The sequence below is a fragment of the Thalassospira sp. A40-3 genome (assembly GCF_015871485.1).
Lineage (GTDB): Bacteria > Pseudomonadota > Alphaproteobacteria > Rhodospirillales > Thalassospiraceae > Thalassospira > Thalassospira tepidiphila.
This window is the reverse complement of record NZ_CP065428.1, coordinates 3,471,303-3,487,953: the sequence shown is the minus strand read 5'-3', so window position 1 is coordinate 3,487,953 and position 16,651 is coordinate 3,471,303. Positions and strand designations below refer to the sequence as shown.

Below are 16,651 nucleotides of genomic sequence, written 5' to 3'. Positions count from 1 at the left end.
TTACTGGTGTAATTTTAAGTCGGCTGGTGTACGTGAAGCAACCCAAATCGGATCTTTCCGGGGCGGGGTCCCTAGCGGATCACGACTTTGCCCTCGCCGATGATGCGCGGGGGATTGTCACCACGGGTAAAGGTGATTTCGCCGTCATAGGTGCCAACCGGCCATTGGCTTCCGGGGCGGTCCATATTGATAAAGAACCACTTTGCGCGCGGGCCTGCATCGTTGGGCAAATCAATGACAAAGTCGCGATGGCCACCCTTGCCATCAGGTGTCTGCAGGCTCATGCGGATGACATCGCCATCATTGGCGCCAATCAGATAGGCCCAGAAATAAAGTGCCGGGCTTGTGCGGGGCAGTTCCTGATCCTTGCCGTATCCGCGTTTAAGGTCGGATGCGTTCGGGCGCGCCATCGAAAATCCATGGCCATAAAGCGTGATCTCGTTATAGCTAAGCTTTGCGCGTGCAGACGGTGACCAAAGAGCTGCATTTTCGACATTGCATTCGGTGGCACTGCTGGTGCCCATGGCGGTGCCACTGAACGGGTCAACAAGTTCGCCATCCTTGCGCAGGTTGAAATGCAGGTGGGGGAAGGTGGCCTGACCGGAAATGCCGATCCGCCCGATCACCTGACCACGGCTGACGTGATCGCCCTGTTTTACCGCAACCCACCCCCGGCGAAGGTGGCAATACTGGCTTTGCCAGCCATCATCATGATCAATCAGAATGCCGTTGCCGCATTCGATGCCTTCAAGGCTGCTGGTGGCGATACGACCTGAATCAATATCTTCAACCCCGTCTCGCAGGGCAACGACCGTGCCATCCGCGATGGACAGGACCGGAACACCATCAAGCATGGTGGCTTCATCCGGGATTGCGAAATCAGTACCGCGATGGCCGTCATATGTTGTCGTGCCACAGGCATAGTCACGAATTTGCGGACCGGCATCATGATCGACATAGTGAACGATGTCACAACTGCTGCCGGCACAAACGACCGGCAAATCAAACGGCGGGCCATCTGCAAGGGCGAGGCTGCCAAAAGACAGGGTCGCGAACACGGAAAGAAAGAGTGTCCGAATGGATCCTGATCGTTCTGGCATATAGTCCCCCGTTATCGGTTTTTGTCGCCAAGCACTGGCATTTCAGTATGAATCACCTTTCTCTAACATAAAGGTGATGAGATATCGAACTGCAAGATGTTGTTTATACATTGCGATATCCGATATCAGTTCAAGGTGACGCATACGCGCTCCTTATCACACAAGGCAGGATGAAATGGATCAGAGCGGATTATTTCGGCTGGGTATCTTTGCCGCCATTCTGGCGGTCATGGCCTTGTGGGAGGCAGTGGCCCCTTATCGACCCAAGGAAGCCGTGCGCCGCCCGATGCGCTGGCTGACCAATTTTGGTCTGTTGTTGCTGAGTGCCGCCCTTGCACGTTTCACCATCGGGGCTGCGATGATTGCCGCCGCCATCTGGGCGCAGGCCAATGGTTGGGGGATAAATAACTTTTTGGGCATGCCTGCATTATTGTCCGGGCTGGTCACCATCATTGTTCTTGATTGTGCGATCTATTGGCAGCATCGCCTGACCCATATCGTGCCGGTGTTCTGGCGGTTTCACCGGGTGCATCACTGCGATACAGAATTTGATGTCTCGACCGCCGTGCGTTTCCATCCGGTCGAGATCGTCGCATCGGCACTCTACAAATCGACCTTTGTCGTGCTGATCGGGGCTGATCCATGGGCGGTGGTGATTTATGAAAGCATGCTAAGTGGCTTTGCCCTGTTTAATCATGGCAATGTGCATCTGCCCAAAAGCCTTGATCGCGCCTTGCGACTGTTGGTCGTGACACCTGATATGCACCGGGTGCACCATTCAAGTTTGATGAAAGAAACCAACAGCAATTACGGCAATATCCTGTCCGTCTGGGACCGGATATTTGTCAGCTATATCGATCACACCAAGGTCAATGATCACGATATGCAGGTCGGCCTGAAGGAATTCCGCGACATGGACAGCCAAAGTTTGCTGGGCGTTTTGTGGATGCCGTTCCGGCGTCGCTGATTACGCTGGTACTACGCCGCGGACCGCCATGGCCGATGCCACAAGCGACCGCCGCCCGTCGGTTTTCCCGCCAAGATACGCCAGACGTGTGGCCTGCTGAATTTCATAGGCCGTGTCGGCATATTGCCGGTTAAAGAAATTGCGGATCAGGCTGTGTGCCCCCATCAGCGACTGCCAATAGTCATCAAAATCGATGAAATCCATGCGCACCGCAAGGGTTGCTGTTTCAATATCGCCCAGTCCCGCATCCGACCAAAGATCATAAAGGTCATCTTCATCCTGATAGGGGACGTCGAAAACCTCTTCGCGCAGTTTTTCGCCCTCGACCCCGACCAGAATGGCCGCGGCATCGAGAAACAGGCGGATAAACGTCAACCCGCCCGCACGGTCCCAGACAGATGCCGCTATTTTTCCGTTCGGTTTGGTGACGCGGACCATCTCGGCAACCGCCTTTTCCGGGTCTTCCAGATCATTGATCAACAACTGCGAGAAGGCAGTATCAAAACTGTTGTTCTCGAACGGCAGCGACAACGCATCCCCGGTTTTCAATTCGATATTTGAAGCTTCTTCGCGCAGGGCGTCTGTAAGGTAGTCGGGGATCAGGTCAATGCCGACAACCCGCGCATCCGGATACCGGTTGGCGGCCGCCAAGGTCAGACTGCCCGTACCACATCCAACATCAACCAACGCCCCACAAGACGGTGCGGCAACAAAATCAAGGAAGCTGCGCGACAGTCGGCGGCTCCATCGACCCATGGCAATTTCATAGGTGTCTGCAATTGTGTTGTTCATCGGGGGCGTTTCCCAAAGGTTTGTTTTTATGGACCCTAGATCATTGATATCACAGGTGGGCATGCCCTGATATGTCCCCGTTTCAGACAATTTCAAGCGCTTATCAAAAAGACATTCGACGAAATAGGCATTGCTCATTTCGAAAAATGCGCAATAAAATTACAAATATTGCATTGCAAAATAATTATAAGCGCGACATCTGCAATGTAAGCGACCGCGCAACAGGCATAGGGTTTCTAGGAAATGGATGAACGCGACGGACTTCATGGGCTGTATTTCGAAGATCTTGAGATCGGGCTGTCGGGCAGCTATGGAAAAACGGTAACCGAAACCGACATCGTAATGTTTGCCGGAATTACCGGTGACACCAATCCGGTGCACCTTAATCAGGATTACGCCGCAACCACGATGTTCGAAGGCCGCATTGCCCATGGCATGCTGTCGGCCGGTTTCATTTCGACGGTCCTTGGCACGCGCCTGCCGGGGCCTGGCACGATTTATCTTTCCCAGAACCTGCAATTCAAGGCACCGGTTCGGATCGGCGATACCGTGACAGCACGTGTGACCGTGCGTGAACTGATCCCGGCCAAGAAACGCGCCATTATGGAAACCAACTGCTATGTCGGGGATCGTTGCGTGATCTCGGGCGAGGCAACCGTGATGGTGCCTTCACGCGCCTGATGCCGGAAAGCCTGCGCTTTTTTGTCGGAAAAGTCTTTACGCTTCGGGCCTGCGCCCTATATAGCTGCCTGCTGGATTTGCCGACAAAAGGTCGGCAGGCATGGAACGCAGCAAAGAGAGACCGGCGCGAATGCGCGTTTTTCGATCTTTTGAGAACCTGACCGATGATGCGCGCGGCGCTGTTGTGGCGATCGGCAATTTCGATGGACTGCATCTGGGGCATCAATCGCTTCTGGATCAGGCCCGCGCAATTGCCCGCGATCTTGGTGCGCCGCTTGCGATCCTGACGTTCGAGCCCCATCCGCGCATGCTGTTTCGCGCCGATGATCCGCCGTTCCGTCTGACCTCGGCCGAGGATCGCGAAACCGCGGCTGGCAGCATTGATATCGACCTGTTCTATGAAGTCGAGTTTAACCGCGACTTTGCCGCTATGACCGCCGAAGAATTCATCGAGCGTGTTCTGGTCACGGGTCTTGGCGCCAAACATGTCGTGGTTGGCTGGGATTTCTGTTTCGGCAAGGGCCGGGCTGGCGATGTCGATTTGCTGCGCGCGATTGGTGAAAAATCCGGTTTTGGCGTTACGGCGGTGACCGCTGTCACCCATGATAACGGGATTGTCTATTCCTCGACTGCGATCCGTCAGGCGCTGCGTGATGGCCGCCCCGAAGACGCCAAGCATCTTTTGGGACGCCCGTGGGAGATCGGCGGGGTTGTCGCCCATGGCGATGCGCGCGGGCGCACCATCGGCTTCCCGACGGCCAATGTTCCGCTTGGCAATCACCTGCGCCCGAAATTCGGGGTTTACGCTGTCGAGCTTGGACTGGTTTCTAAAACCGATGGCAAAACCGTCGAACGCTGGATCCCCGGAGTCGCCAATATTGGTGTGCGGCCAAGCTTTGGCGGCGATGATGATGCCGGGCTTGAAGCGCACCTTTTTGACTTTGATCAGGACATCTATGACCGGCGGGTACGCGTGCGTCTGCACGGCTTTATCCGCGGGGAAAAGAAGTTCGATGGGCTTGATGCCCTGAAAGCCCAGATCGCAGCAGATGTGATCGCTGCCAAGGATATTCTCGGCAAGATTTGAATTTGTTGACGAACCCGCTATGATCCGCGCGCTTTTCGCAAGATCAGCTTTTCGCGAGATCTCCGGGGGTTCGCCCTTTTAATTTGTTCAAGACGACAGGACCGTCACGATGAGTGTCGAATACAAGAAAACCGTTATCCTGCCCAAGACCGATTTCCCGATGCGGGCGGGTTTGCCAAAGATGGAGCCGACCCTGCTCGAGCAGTGGAAGAAAGAGGACCTCTACGGCAAAATTCGCGGTATTTCGGCTGATCGTGAAATGTTTGTCCTGCATGATGGCCCGCCCTATGCCAACGGCCATCTGCATATTGGTCATGCACTGAACAAGATCCTTAAAGACGTCATCACCCGTTCCCAGCAGATGCTGGGCAAGAACGCTGTTTACGTTCCGGGTTGGGACTGCCACGGCCTTCCGATTGAATGGAAGATCGAAGAACAATACCGTGCCAAGGGCAAGAACAAGGACGATGTTCCGATTGCCGAATTCCGCAAGGAATGCCGCGAGTTTGCCCAGAAATGGCTTGATATTCAGCGCGAAGAATTCAAACGCCTTGGCGTGATGGGCGACTGGGACAATCCCTATGTCACCATGGATTACAAGGCAGAGGCATCTATTGCCCGTGAACTTGGCAAGTTCCTGATGAACGGTTCGCTCTATATGGGCTCGAAGCCGGTCATGTGGTCGGTGGTTGAAAAGACCGCCCTTGCCGAGGCTGAAGTCGAATATCACGACCATACATCCAAAACGATCTATGTCCGCTTCCCGGTCACCGAGACCAAGGTTGATCTGCTTAAAGACGCGACCATCGTCATCTGGACCACGACCCCTTGGACCATTCCGGGCAACCGTGCGATTTCATATGGCGAAGACATCGAATATTCCGTCATCGAAGTCACCGAAACCGCCGAGGAAGCCTGGGCCACCGTTGGCGAGAAGATGGCGGTTTGTACCGATCTTCTTGAAGACCTATGCAAAAACGGTCGCGTTACCGGTCACAAGGTTGTCGGCACCTTTAAGGGCGCCGACCTCGAAGGCACGCTCTCGGCCCATCCGTTCCGCGGTCAGGGCTATGACTTTGACGTGCCGCTTCTCGCAGCTGACTATGTCACGACCGATACCGGTACCGGCTTTGTCCATACCGCACCGACCCACGGCCCGGACGATTACCAGACCGGTCTGAAATACGGTCTGGAAGTACCGGAAATGGTCGATGGTGACGGGGCTTATTATCAGACCGTGCCGCTGTTTGCCGGCGAACGCATCTATGATGAAAACGGCAAGGAAGCGGGTGCCAACGAAGCGGTCATCGCCAAACTGATCGAAGTTGGTGCGCTGCTGTCGCGTGGCCGCCTCAAGCACTCCTATCCGTGCTCATGGCGTTCCAAGGCACCGGTGATCTATCGCACCACGCCGCAGTGGTTCATTTCCATGCAGGACAATGACCTGCGTGAAAAGGCGCTCAAGGCGATTGATGAAACCCGCTTTGTGCCAGAAGCCGGTCGTAACCGTCTGCATTCCATGATCGCCAACCGCCCGGACTGGTGCGTATCGCGCCAGCGTGCATGGGGCGTTCCGATCACGGTGTTCATCGAAAAAAGCACCCGCCAGCCGCTGCGTGATCAGGAAGTGCTTGATCGCGTCTACGAAGCCTTCTGCGAAGAAGGTGCTGATGCGTGGTTCACCCGTGATGCACAGTATTTCCTTGGCGACAAATACAACGCCGATGATTTCGAACAGGTTACTGACGTGCTTGACGTCTGGTTTGATTCCGGTTCGACCCATGCCTTCGTGCTCGAAGAACGTCAGGATCTGAAATGGCCAGCCGATCTTTACCTCGAAGGATCGGATCAGCATCGCGGCTGGTTCCACAGCTCATTGCTTGAGTCTTGCGGTACCCGTGGTCGTGCACCGTACGACGCGGTTCTGACCCATGGCTTTGTTCTTGATGGCGAAGGCCGCAAGATGTCGAAATCGCTCGGCAACGTCATTGCGCCGAACGATGTCATCGACAAGCTTGGTGCAGATATCCTGCGTCTGTGGGTGGTGAGCTCGGATTATCATGATGATCTGCGCATCAGCCATGAAATCATTCAGCGCCATTCCGACATCTACCGTCGTCTGCGCAATACCCTGCGCTTCCTGCTCGGCAACCTTGATGGCTTTGACCAGTCCGAAAAGGTTGCAGATAACGAACTGCCGGAACTCGAACGCTGGGTTCTGCATCGTCTGAGCCACCTTGATGACATGGTGCGCAAGACGACCGCGGACTACGATTTCCACTCGATGTTTATCGAGCTGCATAACTTCTGCGCGCTTGATATGTCGGCATTCTATCTTGATATCCGCAAGGACGCGCTTTATTGCGACGCGCCAAGCAGCCTGCGCCGCCGTGCAGCACGGACGGTCATGGATCGCGTGTTTGATTGCCTTGTTCGTTGGTTGGCACCGGTTCTGTGCTTTACCGCCGACGAAGCATGGCGTGCGCGCTATGGTGCCGAAAGCTCGGTTCACTCGGAAACCTTCAACACGGTTTCCGATGGCTGGAAAGACGATGCGCTGGCCGCCAAATGGGCCAAAATCCGCAAGCTTCGCCGTGTTGTCACCGGTGCGCTTGAACTTGAACGTGCCGAAAAACGCATTGGTGCCAGCCTTGATGCCGCACCAAAGGTTTATGCGACCGCTGATTATGTCGAAGCCCTGGCTGGCCTTAATCTTGCCGAAATCGCCATTACATCTGACATCGAACTGATCACGGGTGATGCACCGGACGGTGCCTATACCCTTGATGACGTTGCCGGTGTCGGTGTTGTGCCGGCCTTGGCAGAAGGCGAGAAATGCGAACGTTGCTGGCAGACCCTGCCGGAAGTTGGCAGCCACGCTGAACATAAAACCGTTTGCAACCGCTGTGCGGATGCCGTTGATGAAATGGGAATTGCCGCCGAGTAACGGTGGCGTTCGGGAACGCCCTGCTTTGGTGGCAGGGCACATCCCGGCAAGTCAGAAAGAGTGTTGATGAAACATCGTGCCTTTGTGTTTGGTCTGATCGTCATTGCAATCGTGTTTGGTGTCGACCAGTGGACCAAGGCGCTTGCCATTGATGGTCTGTCTAACCCACTTCGCGTCATCGAAGTGACGCCGTTCATGAACTTTGTTCTGGCCTGGAACCCGGGTGTTTCGTTTGGCCTGTTTCAGGGGCAGGCACCTTGGGTGATGATTGCGGTGACCGCTGCCATCACCATTGGCTTTGGCATCTGGATGTGGCGCACGCGCGATTCCATGCTGCGCTTTGCCCTGGCAATGATCATTGGCGGCGCAATTGGCAACCTCGTTGATCGTCTGCGCCACGGGGCTGTGACCGACTTCATTGATCTGCATGTTGCGGGTTATCACTGGCCGGTATTCAATATTGCCGATAGTGCAATCACGGTTGGTGCGGCGCTACTGTTGATCGATTCCCTTTTTGGCGGTAAAAAATCTACCAGATGAATTTTGGCCGGGCGAACATGGTCCGGTTTTGAAGTGGTAATGAGGCACAAATGGCCCGGAAACTGACGACCAATATTTTCAAAATTGCATTGCTGGGCGGACTTGCGCTTGGCGTTTCCGGTTGTGAATCAACACGTGAAACCTTTGGCCTGAACAAACAGTCGCCTGACGAGTTTGCGGTTGTTTCGCGCGCCCCGCTCAGCCTGCCGCCTGATTTTACCTTGCGTGTTCCTGATCCAGGCGCACCGCGCCCGCAAACCGGTTCGACCACCGATCAGGCGCGTCGTATTCTGGTTGGTGAAGATCCCAACGTTGTAAAACGTGACATCACCGAAGGTACGCGCAGCAAGGGGCAGGTTGCCCTTCTGTCGGCCTCCGGCGCGCAATATGCCGATCCGGAAATTCGCAACACGGTGGATCGTGAAACCTCGATCTTCATTTCCGAAAGCGAAGGCGTCGTCGACGATCTGCTGTTCTGGCAGGAAAAGCCGGAATTCGGCACTGTTGTCGATCCGGCCGCCGAAGCAAAGCGCATCCGCGATCAGCAGGCATTGGGTGACAATGTTGCCGGTGGTGCCGATACCCCTGTGATCGAACGCAAACAGAAAGGCTGGCTGGAAGACATCTTCTAAGCTTCGCCGAACACACGACAAGTTGATGCATTCAGACAAGGGCGCGATGGTTTCGCGCCCTTGTTCTGTCATATTCGGTTCTTAAGAAATGCCTGTTGAATGCAAGTGCCGCGTTCTGCCGTACCTGCATTGAAACACACCGTTTGCATAACCATCCTGAATTGGAATGGGACGCCACAATGAGAATTTCTGGAACAATCCGATCAATGACGCGCAGCTCTGTGGCTGTGCTCGCCCTCGTCGCACTGACTCTTGCCCTTGTGCCCGGTTTGTCACGAGCGGCTGTGTTTAGCCCGCAAACTGCCACCCTTGATAACGGCATGCAGGTCGTGCTGGTGGAAAATCACCGTGCACCGGTCGTTACCCATATGGTCTGGTACAAGGTCGGCTCGGCCGACGAGCCCCAAGGTGTCTCGGGCATTGCCCATTTCCTTGAACATCTGATGTTCAAGGGGACCGATAATATGGCGCCGGGCGATTTTTCAAAGATCGTTGCGCGCAATGGCGGCAATGACAACGCCTTCACCAGTTGGGACTATACCGGATATTTCCAGAACATCGCACGTGACCGGCTTGATCTGGTCATGGAGATGGAAGCCGACCGCATGACCAATCTGAAACTTTCAGATGATGTGGTTCTGCCCGAACGCGATGTGATCATCGAAGAACGCCGGTCGCGCATTGATACCAGCCCGGGCGCACTTTTGGGTGAACAGATGCGCGCATCGCTGTATATGGCGCATCCCTACGGTCGGTCGATCATTGGCTGGCGCCACGAGATGGAAAAGCTCACCACCGAAGACGCACTTGAATTCTATCGCGATTGGTATGCGCCCAATAACGCCATTCTGGTTGTCGCCGGCGACATTACGATGGATGAATTGCTGCCGATGGCCGAAAAATATTATGGCGTCATCCCGCGTGGTAAGGACATGACCCGCAACCGTGTTCAGGAACCGGTTCAGCATGCCCCGCGCAAGGTCACCATGCGTGACCCGCAGGTCGGTCAGGCATCCTGGTCGCGCTATTACCTGGCACCGTCCTATAACACCGATGCGGCTGATGCCGCACCGCTTGATGTGCTCAGCGAAATCATCGGATCGGGCACCACCAGCCGCTTCTTCAAGGCGCTTGTGGTTGATCAGGAAATCGCGTCAAGCGTTGGGACCTTCTATGACCCGGTGGCGGTCGATCTGGCAAGCTTTGGCGTCTATGCCGTTCCGCGCGGTGATGTTGACCTCGCCGATCTTGAAAAGGCGGTCGAGGCCGAAATTGCCAATGTCGTTGCCGATGGTGTCACGCAGGATGAACTCGACCGGGCCAAGCAGAAGCTGCTTGATAGTGCCGTCTTCGCCCGTGATTCGTTGTCGGCCGGTGCGCGTGTGCTCGGTCAGTCGCTTGCGGTCGGTTTGACCGTGGATCAGGTCGAAAGCTGGCCGGATCGGATTTCGGCCGTGACGGTGGATCAGGTCAATGACGCTGCCAAGCGCGTCTTTGATGCCAATAAATCTGTCACCGGCTGGCTGATGCCGCCCGAAGGTGGCCCGGTCACCGGGGCTGGTGCGGCCCTTCCGATCACCTCTGGCGAAGGAGTGCACTGATATGAACAAGCTGTTTAAACAGATCGCCGGTGTGGCCTTTGCGACAACGCTTGGCTTTGGCTTTGCGCAACAGGCAAAGGCGGTCGAAGTTCAGGAAGTGATTTCAGACGGTGGCATTCGCGCCTGGCTGATCGAAGATCACATGAACCCGCTGATGACCATGGATATCGCCTTTACCGGTGCGGGGGCGGCAACTGATCCGGATGGCAAGCTTGGCTTGGCCAATATGGTATCTGGCCTGATTGACGAAGGTGCAGGTGCGATGGACAGCCAGACCTTCCGCAGTGAAATGGAAAACCGGTCCATCGGTCTTTCCTTTGATGCCGGGCGCGATGATTTTGCCGGATCACTGACCACGCTAACGCGTGAACGCGAAACGGCGATTGATCTGTTGCGTCTGGCCCTGTCCGAGCCGCGCTTTGATGACGAGGCGGTTGAACGTATCCGTGCACAGGTTGTTTCGGGCCTCAAACGGGCCGAGACCGATCCGCGCGATATCGCCAGCCGCACATTCTTTGCCTCGATCTTTGGCGATCATCCCTATGCGCGTCCGGTCTCGGGCACGCTGGAAACCGTGGCCGGTTTGAACGCCAATGATTTTCGTGGTTTCGTGCGCCGTGCCTTTGCCAAGGACAACCTGATTGTGGGCGTCGCCGGTGATATCACCGCCGAAGAACTTGGTCCGCTGCTCGATGAGGCCTTTGGCGCGTTGCCCGCAAAAAGCGACCTGCCCAAGATCGCTGATGTCACACCGACCTATGGCGATATCGATGTGATCGAACAGGACATCCCGCAAAGTCAGGCGATCTGGGGCCAGAAGGGCATCGAACGTCAGGATCCGGATTTCTATGCGGCCTATGTGATGAATTACATCCTTGGCGGTGGTGGCTTCTCGTCACGCCTGACCGAGGAAGTCCGTGAAAAGCGTGGATTGGCTTATGGCGTTTACAGCTACCTTGCCAATCTTGACCATGCCGACATGATGATGGGCGGGGTTGCCACGCGCAATGACGCGATTGGTCAAAGCCTGTCGCTGATCAGCACCGAATGGACCAAGATGAAGCAGGACGGCATTACCCAGGAAGAACTTGATAATGCCAAGGCCTACCTCACCGGGGCCTTCCCGCTGCGCTTTACCAGCCTTGGCAACCTGTCGGGCATGCTGGTCGGCATGCAAAAGGAAGACCTTGGTATGGACTTCCTTGATCGTCGCAATGACATGGTCAATGCCGTCACGCTTGATGACGTCAACCGGGTGGCAGCAAGTCTGATGGACCCGGCCAATGTCACGGTCACAGTGGTTGGCAAGCCGGAAGGTGATCTGGCCTTCTGATCGCAGAACCACATCGGAAAAGTTGCAAAGCGCGGTGAAAGGGATTTCGCCGCGCTTTGCGCTTTGATAGGTTCATCACAACCAAGACAAACATCACGAGCACCGCCTTCATGACCCTGCGCGTCCTGCCACAGAACCTGATCAACCAGATTGCCGCCGGTGAGGTGGTCGAACGTCCTGCGGCCGCGCTTAAGGAACTGGTGGAAAACGCGTTGGATGCCGGGGCGACCAAGGTGGATGTCAATCTGCGCGATGGCGGTCGGACGTTGCTGTCTGTCACTGACGATGGCAAGGGCATGACGCCGGACGAACTGGCACTGGCCGTCGAACGTCATGCGACATCCAAGCTGCCCGATGATGATCTTTTCAATATTGGCTTCATGGGCTTTCGCGGCGAAGCCTTGCCATCCATCGGGTCAGTGTCGCGCATGCGCCTGACCAGCCGGGTGCGCGGCTCCGAAAATGCCTGGACGCTGGCGGTGGAAGGCGGGGCCAAGGGTGCACCGGAACCGGCTGCCCATCCCTATGGCACGCGGGTTGAGGTGCGCGATCTTTTCTATGCCACACCAGCGCGCCTGAAGTTCCTGAAAACCGCGCGGACCGAACAAATGTATGCGCGCGAGATCATGGACCGTCTGGCCATGGCGCGCCCGGATGTCGGCTTTACACTCAGTGGTGATAACAACAAAACGATCCTGAATTACCCGGCCTGCGAAGGCGATCTGTTTGATGCCCGTCTGAAACGGCTGGGAGCTGTCATGGGCCGCGAATTTCAGGATAACGCCCTTCAGATCGAGGCAGAGCGCGAAGGCATCCGCCTGACCGGTTATGCCGGGGTGCCGACACTCAACCGTGGCAATGCCCAGATGCAGTTCATGTTTGTCAATGGCCGCCCGGTCAAGGACCGGCTGCTGCAGGGCGCAGTGCGCGGCGCCTATCAGGATTTCCTCGCACGTGATCGCCATCCGTTACTGGCGCTGTTCTTTGAACTTTCCCCGCGCGATGTCGACGTCAACGTCCATCCCGGCAAGACGGAGGTCCGGTTCCGTGATCCGGGCATGGTGCGTGGCTTGATCGTCGGCGCACTTAAACATGCCTTGGCCGGGGCGGGGCATCGGGCCTCGACCACGGTGGCCGACATGGCCTTGGGAGCGGTACGCCGCGAAGGTGAGGGTCCCTCACTTCCGTATGGTGGTGGCGCACGAAGCGGCGGCGGCAGCGGATTTAACATCGGACATTATCAACCAAACATACCGGGCCATGCGGCGATTGAACGTAATTACGCTGCCCAAGCGCCGATGGAAAACCCCGGAAACTATGGCGGCCTGTTTGATCGCGGGCGCGAATTTGGCGGATCGGGTGGTAGCGCTAACATCGCGGGCGGCGAGGGCGGTTTTGCGGCGGCCGCGGCGGCAGCCCTTTCGGGTGGCTACGATGCCGCTGGACCGTCCGCGCGTATTGATAACATCGCCGATGAAGGCAAGTTTGTTGATCATCCGCTGGGGGCGGCCCGCGGGCAGGTGCATGCAAACTACATCATCGCCCAGACCCGCGATGGTCTGGTCATTGTCGATCAGCACGCCGCACACGAACGCATTGTCTATGAACGCATGAAGGCCGATCTGGCCGAAAGCGGCGTGAAGCGACAGGGATTGTTGTTGCCTGAGGTCGTCGAACTCGATGAAGCGTCCGCTGATCGTATTGCCGACCGGGCAGAGGAATTTGCCGAACTGGGTCTGGTGATCGAGCCGTTTGGCCCGGGGGCGATTGTTGTCCGCGAAGTGCCCGCCATGTTGGGCAAGGTTGATGTCAGCGCGCTGGTGCGCGACATGGCCGATGAAATTGCCGAACTGGGGCAGGGCATGGCGCTAAAAGACAGGCTGATGTATGTCTGCGCCACCATGGCATGCCATGGTTCTGTGCGTTCGGGCCGTAAGTTGAATGCCGATGAAATGAACGCCCTTTTGCGCCAGATGGAAGCCACCCCGCATTCCGGGCAATGCAACCATGGCCGCCCGACCTATGTCGAGCTCAAGCTTAACGACATCGAAAAGATGTTTGGCCGCAGGTAGGAAAACAGATGGCGGCGATCACGCTTCATATCGCGACCCTTGACGATGCCCCGGCCATCCGTGCCTTGTTTGCGCGGTCCTATGCGACGTTTCTGGCCCCTGACTATGCGCCGGAAATTCTTGAACGCGCCATGCCGTTTCTAACCTTTGCCAAGCCCGAGCTATTAAGTTCGGGCACCTATTACATCGCCAGGACAGAGGCCGGTGACGTTGTCGGCGCGGGCGGCTGGACAGCGGTTCGGCCCGGAAGCCGGGAGGGGGATGTTCAACCGGGGCTGGCCCATGTCCGGCACTTCGCCGTCGATCCCGATCACGCGCGCAAGGGCATTGCCAGCATGCTGTTTGATCGCTGCGTGCGTGACGCCAAGGCGTCTGAAAATGTCACGCGCTTTGAATGCTATTTAACACTCACAGCCAGACGGTTTTATGAATCACTTGGCTTTCGGGTGATCGGTGATTTCGAAGCGCCTTTTGCGCCGGACTTCCGTTTTCCCAGCCTGCATATGGTCTGTGATCTCGACTAATCGCGCAGTTTCAGGCCGTGGGGCAGGCGCGTATTGGCGTTGACACGTGCCCGCTGGATCTGCTCGGCAAACAGACCGCGCGTGCCACTTAGATCCGCATCGCGGAAATCGGTTCCGGCCAGATTGGTGCCGCTCAGATCACAATTGACCATCTTGAGGCCCCGGAAATTGGCGTTGGACAAGTCCGATCCCAAAAATACCGTATTGCGCATCATCGCCTTGCTAAACCGTGCGCCTGAAAGGCGGCTTGCCGCCAAGTTGGCGTTATCCAGATTGCTTTCACCAAAGTCGGCGGCAACCAGGTTGCACCGGCGCAAAACCGCATCCTTGCAATTGGCACGATGGAAGCTGGCAAACGGCAATCCACACCGGCTAAGATCAATGCCTTCCAGCTCGGCCTCGCGCAGGTCGGCATGTTCGATGGACATCACCGACCCCTCGCGTCCGCCGGTATCAACCCAAAGCTTGTGACTGATCAACGCCGCGTGCAGGTCAATCTCGACGAGTTCCTCGTCTTCTGTCGTGGTGTCATCCTCGGCCTCAATCGGTTCATCAGCGGCATCGGACGGCTTGGTTTCGTCACTGGCAACAGTGGCAGGCAGGACCTCTTTGGCAGATTGCAGCGCCTCTATGTTCTGTGCACTCGTGCGTTTGTCACGCGTACTCGGAACACCAACAAGCTCGCCATCACCAAATGTCTGACCGGCCCCGTTCAGGCGTGGTCGGCTATCGTCGATGTCGAGATTTGTCGTCATACCAATGGCAGGCGACGGTTTGGCGGGCTTTGTTTGTGTTTTCGGTCCGGCACCATCGTTTTCCGATGTTTCGGAAGTCTCGGTGTTTTCGGGGACTGTTGCCGTCGGATTTTTTGGCTTTGCGGTCGGACTGGCGGCACCTGAAGCCGCCATTTTGGCAAGGTCCTGTGGCCGTGCCGGGCCAAAATAATTTTCTTCCAGTACGAACCGGCGTGGTTTTTTCAGGACCGTCTCAATGATCTTGGTCAGGCGTTCGGGATCAATCGGTTGGCGAAAAACGCCTTCGATCCCGGCGTCGACCGCATCGCGCATACCGCGGCGATCCAGTTTCGGCGCGCCGAGCAGGATCGGGACGATACCGCCATGGGGATTTCCACTCGTGGCGGCGTCACGAATGGCGCGGATGGTCGAAATGCCGCGCATGCCATCAAGATAAAGACCAATCAGAACCAGATCCGGCTTAAGCTCGGCAACCAGTTCGACGGTGCGTTCGCGGTCGTCACAGTCAACGAATTTGCCAAAGCCAAAATGCTCAACGGCTGCCCGTGCGGCACTGATGTTCCGTTCGCTGTAATCCGCATACAGGATTGTCTTTTTCTTGTTGGCATGGCTCGCCATGATCGGCGGTATTCCCTTTGCTTACGCGTTTTTGGGATCGGGTCCCGTTGGCAGATTTCTGTCAGGGGCTCTCAGACGGAATGCTGAAAGTACGCCGTGCTTCAGAGTGCGGATTTCTGGTGGCATCACCGGTTCCCGGATTTGCACCCTCATCAAAGTCTTCTCCACCGTTTGACGGGGCTCTGAATTCGCCGCCTTCTGATGCACTGTTGGCGTCGAAATTGGTCTCGACCATTTCAATGGTTATTTCGACCCGACGGTTGGTCGCCCGCCCCTCGGGGGTATCGTTGGTCGCCAGTGGCCGACTGTCGCCATATCCCTGAATGACCATGCGGCTTGGATCCGTACCATTCTGATCGATCAGAAAATGCAGAACCGATGTCGCACGTGCCGCTGACAGGTCCCAGTTCGATATATAGGGAGACGACGCCGAAACAGGAACGTTATCGGTATGACCGGCGACAAAAATTTCGCCGGCGGTCTGGTTGATCACCGGGGCAACGCGGTTCAGGATGGCGGCAAATTCATCTGTCATGCCCGATGATCCGGACGGAAAGGCCAGTTCGTTGGGGAAACGCATGACAACCTCGCCGTCGATGCGCTCCAGCCCGACCTGATCCTGAAGGCCCATATTATCAAGAACCTTGCCAAGCGTTTCTTCAAGCGCCTCGGCCTTTTCTTCCTTGCTGTCGGTTTCGTTGCTTTCAACTTCCGGGGTCTCGGCCTGCGGAATTTCCGACACCACACGCGGGGTATCGGGTGTTGGCGCCTTAAGCGATTTGCCAACGATCGAGCCATCAAGCTCGATCACGCCTGCAAGCTGATCTTGTTGGGAAAAACCAAAGGCCGCCTTGACCGAACCGGCAATCTGTTTGTAGCGAATGACATCCATCTCGGCGAAGGTCAGCAACAGCACAAACAGGACAAGCAGCAACGACATCAGATCGGCGAATGTCGCCATCCAAGCCGGTGCGCCTGCTGCTGGTTTCTTTGCCATCGCCT

General features: G+C 56.4%; 14 protein-coding genes. 10 read left to right on the top strand and 4 right to left on the bottom strand.

All coding sequences use genetic code 11. From position 1 onward, the window contains the following. Positions 1-71 precede the first annotated feature (71 nt). The gene (locus IT893_RS16020) at positions 72-1,100 is read right to left on the bottom strand and encodes a M23 family metallopeptidase (protein WP_197145936.1); all 1,029 of its coding nucleotides are present in this window, start codon (positions 1,098-1,100) and stop codon (positions 72-74) included. A gap of 175 nt (positions 1,101-1,275) precedes the next feature. Between IT893_RS16020 and IT893_RS16015 the strand changes: the two genes are divergently transcribed. Beyond that, positions 1,276-2,067: a sterol desaturase family protein gene (locus IT893_RS16015; protein WP_197145934.1), complete on the top strand. Its 792-nt coding sequence runs from the start codon at positions 1,276-1,278 to the stop codon at positions 2,065-2,067. Here IT893_RS16015 and IT893_RS16010 read toward each other — a convergent pair whose 3' ends face one another. Beyond that, on the bottom strand, positions 2,068-2,859 hold the full coding sequence (locus IT893_RS16010) for a class I SAM-dependent methyltransferase (protein WP_197145932.1): 792 nt from the start codon (positions 2,857-2,859) through the stop codon (positions 2,068-2,070). A gap of 243 nt (positions 2,860-3,102) precedes the next feature. Between IT893_RS16010 and IT893_RS16005 the strand changes: the two genes are divergently transcribed. The 9 genes from IT893_RS16005 (at position 3,103) to IT893_RS15965 (ending at position 14,276) form a co-directional block, all read left to right on the top strand. Further along, positions 3,103-3,540, top strand: a complete 438-nt coding sequence (locus IT893_RS16005; protein ID WP_063088640.1) for a MaoC family dehydratase — start codon at positions 3,103-3,105, stop codon at positions 3,538-3,540. 130 nt (positions 3,541-3,670) lie between these two features. Further along, positions 3,671-4,627: a bifunctional riboflavin kinase/FAD synthetase gene (locus IT893_RS16000; protein ID WP_064787435.1), complete on the top strand. Its 957-nt coding sequence runs from the start codon at positions 3,671-3,673 to the stop codon at positions 4,625-4,627. Between the two features lie 109 nt (positions 4,628-4,736). Further along, positions 4,737-7,574 (top strand): isoleucine--tRNA ligase, encoded by a 2,838-nt coding sequence (gene ileS / locus IT893_RS15995; RefSeq protein WP_197145930.1) that lies wholly within the window; start codon positions 4,737-4,739, stop codon positions 7,572-7,574. Between the two features lie 66 nt (positions 7,575-7,640). Further along, a complete protein-coding gene (gene lspA, locus IT893_RS15990; RefSeq protein ID WP_064787433.1) occupies positions 7,641-8,114 on the top strand; it encodes a signal peptidase II in 474 nt (157 codons plus the stop codon). Between the two features lie 50 nt (positions 8,115-8,164). Beyond that, positions 8,165-8,746: a DUF3035 domain-containing protein gene (locus tag IT893_RS15985; protein WP_063088643.1), complete on the top strand. Its 582-nt coding sequence runs from the start codon at positions 8,165-8,167 to the stop codon at positions 8,744-8,746. A 206-nt stretch (positions 8,747-8,952) separates the two neighbouring features. Then, complete coding sequence (locus tag IT893_RS15980) at positions 8,953-10,347, top strand: pitrilysin family protein (protein WP_252723980.1); 1,395 nt, start codon at positions 8,953-8,955, stop codon at positions 10,345-10,347. A gap of 1 nt (position 10,348) precedes the next feature. Continuing rightward, positions 10,349-11,680: a pitrilysin family protein gene (locus IT893_RS15975; RefSeq protein ID WP_197145926.1), complete on the top strand. Its 1,332-nt coding sequence runs from the start codon at positions 10,349-10,351 to the stop codon at positions 11,678-11,680. 110 nt (positions 11,681-11,790) lie between these two features. Then, positions 11,791-13,752 carry a DNA mismatch repair endonuclease MutL gene (mutL, locus tag IT893_RS15970; RefSeq protein ID WP_197145924.1) on the top strand — a complete coding sequence of 654 codons (1,962 nt, stop codon included), beginning with the start codon at positions 11,791-11,793 and terminating at the stop codon, positions 13,750-13,752. 8 nt (positions 13,753-13,760) lie between these two features. Next, a complete protein-coding gene (locus IT893_RS15965; protein WP_197145922.1) occupies positions 13,761-14,276 on the top strand; it encodes a GNAT family N-acetyltransferase in 516 nt (171 codons plus the stop codon). Here the strand turns inward: IT893_RS15965 and IT893_RS15960 are convergent. Both IT893_RS15960 and IT893_RS15955 read right to left on the bottom strand, forming a co-directional pair. Then, on the bottom strand, positions 14,273-15,649 hold the full coding sequence (locus tag IT893_RS15960) for a pentapeptide repeat-containing protein (RefSeq protein ID WP_197145920.1): 1,377 nt from the start codon (positions 15,647-15,649) through the stop codon (positions 14,273-14,275). The genes IT893_RS15965 and IT893_RS15960 overlap by 4 nt on opposite strands. Positions 15,650-15,710: 61 nt before the next feature. Continuing rightward, entirely contained in the window at positions 15,711-16,646 is a 936-nt protein-coding gene (locus IT893_RS15955; protein ID WP_197145918.1) for an OmpA family protein, read from the bottom strand. Between the last annotated feature and the right edge of the window lie 5 nt (positions 16,647-16,651).

Excerpts from the sequence above, each read along its gene's own strand:
- ileS (WP_197145930.1), top strand. The coding sequence starts at position 4,737 with ATGAGTGTCGAATACAAGAAAACCGTTATCCTGCCCAAGACCGATTTC.
- IT893_RS16020 (WP_197145936.1), bottom strand. The coding sequence starts at position 1,100 with ATGCCAGAACGATCAGGATCCATTCGGACACTCTTTCTTTCCGTGTTC.
- IT893_RS15955 (WP_197145918.1), bottom strand. The coding sequence starts at position 16,646 with ATGGCAAAGAAACCAGCAGCAGGCGCACCGGCTTGGATGGCGACATTC.
- IT893_RS15965 (WP_197145922.1), top strand. The coding sequence starts at position 13,761 with ATGGCGGCGATCACGCTTCATATCGCGACCCTTGACGATGCCCCGGCC.
- IT893_RS16015 (WP_197145934.1), top strand. The coding sequence starts at position 1,276 with ATGGATCAGAGCGGATTATTTCGGCTGGGTATCTTTGCCGCCATTCTG.
- IT893_RS16010 (WP_197145932.1), bottom strand. The coding sequence starts at position 2,859 with ATGAACAACACAATTGCAGACACCTATGAAATTGCCATGGGTCGATGG.
- IT893_RS16000 (WP_064787435.1), top strand. The coding sequence starts at position 3,671 with ATGCGCGTTTTTCGATCTTTTGAGAACCTGACCGATGATGCGCGCGGC.
- mutL (WP_197145924.1), top strand. The coding sequence starts at position 11,791 with ATGACCCTGCGCGTCCTGCCACAGAACCTGATCAACCAGATTGCCGCC.
- IT893_RS15975 (WP_197145926.1), top strand. The coding sequence starts at position 10,349 with ATGAACAAGCTGTTTAAACAGATCGCCGGTGTGGCCTTTGCGACAACG.
- IT893_RS15960 (WP_197145920.1), bottom strand. The coding sequence starts at position 15,649 with ATGGCGAGCCATGCCAACAAGAAAAAGACAATCCTGTATGCGGATTAC.
- lspA (WP_064787433.1), top strand. The coding sequence starts at position 7,641 with ATGAAACATCGTGCCTTTGTGTTTGGTCTGATCGTCATTGCAATCGTG.
- IT893_RS16005 (WP_063088640.1), top strand. The coding sequence starts at position 3,103 with ATGGATGAACGCGACGGACTTCATGGGCTGTATTTCGAAGATCTTGAG.
- IT893_RS15985 (WP_063088643.1), top strand. The coding sequence starts at position 8,165 with ATGGCCCGGAAACTGACGACCAATATTTTCAAAATTGCATTGCTGGGC.
- IT893_RS15980 (WP_252723980.1), top strand. The coding sequence starts at position 8,953 with ATGACGCGCAGCTCTGTGGCTGTGCTCGCCCTCGTCGCACTGACTCTT.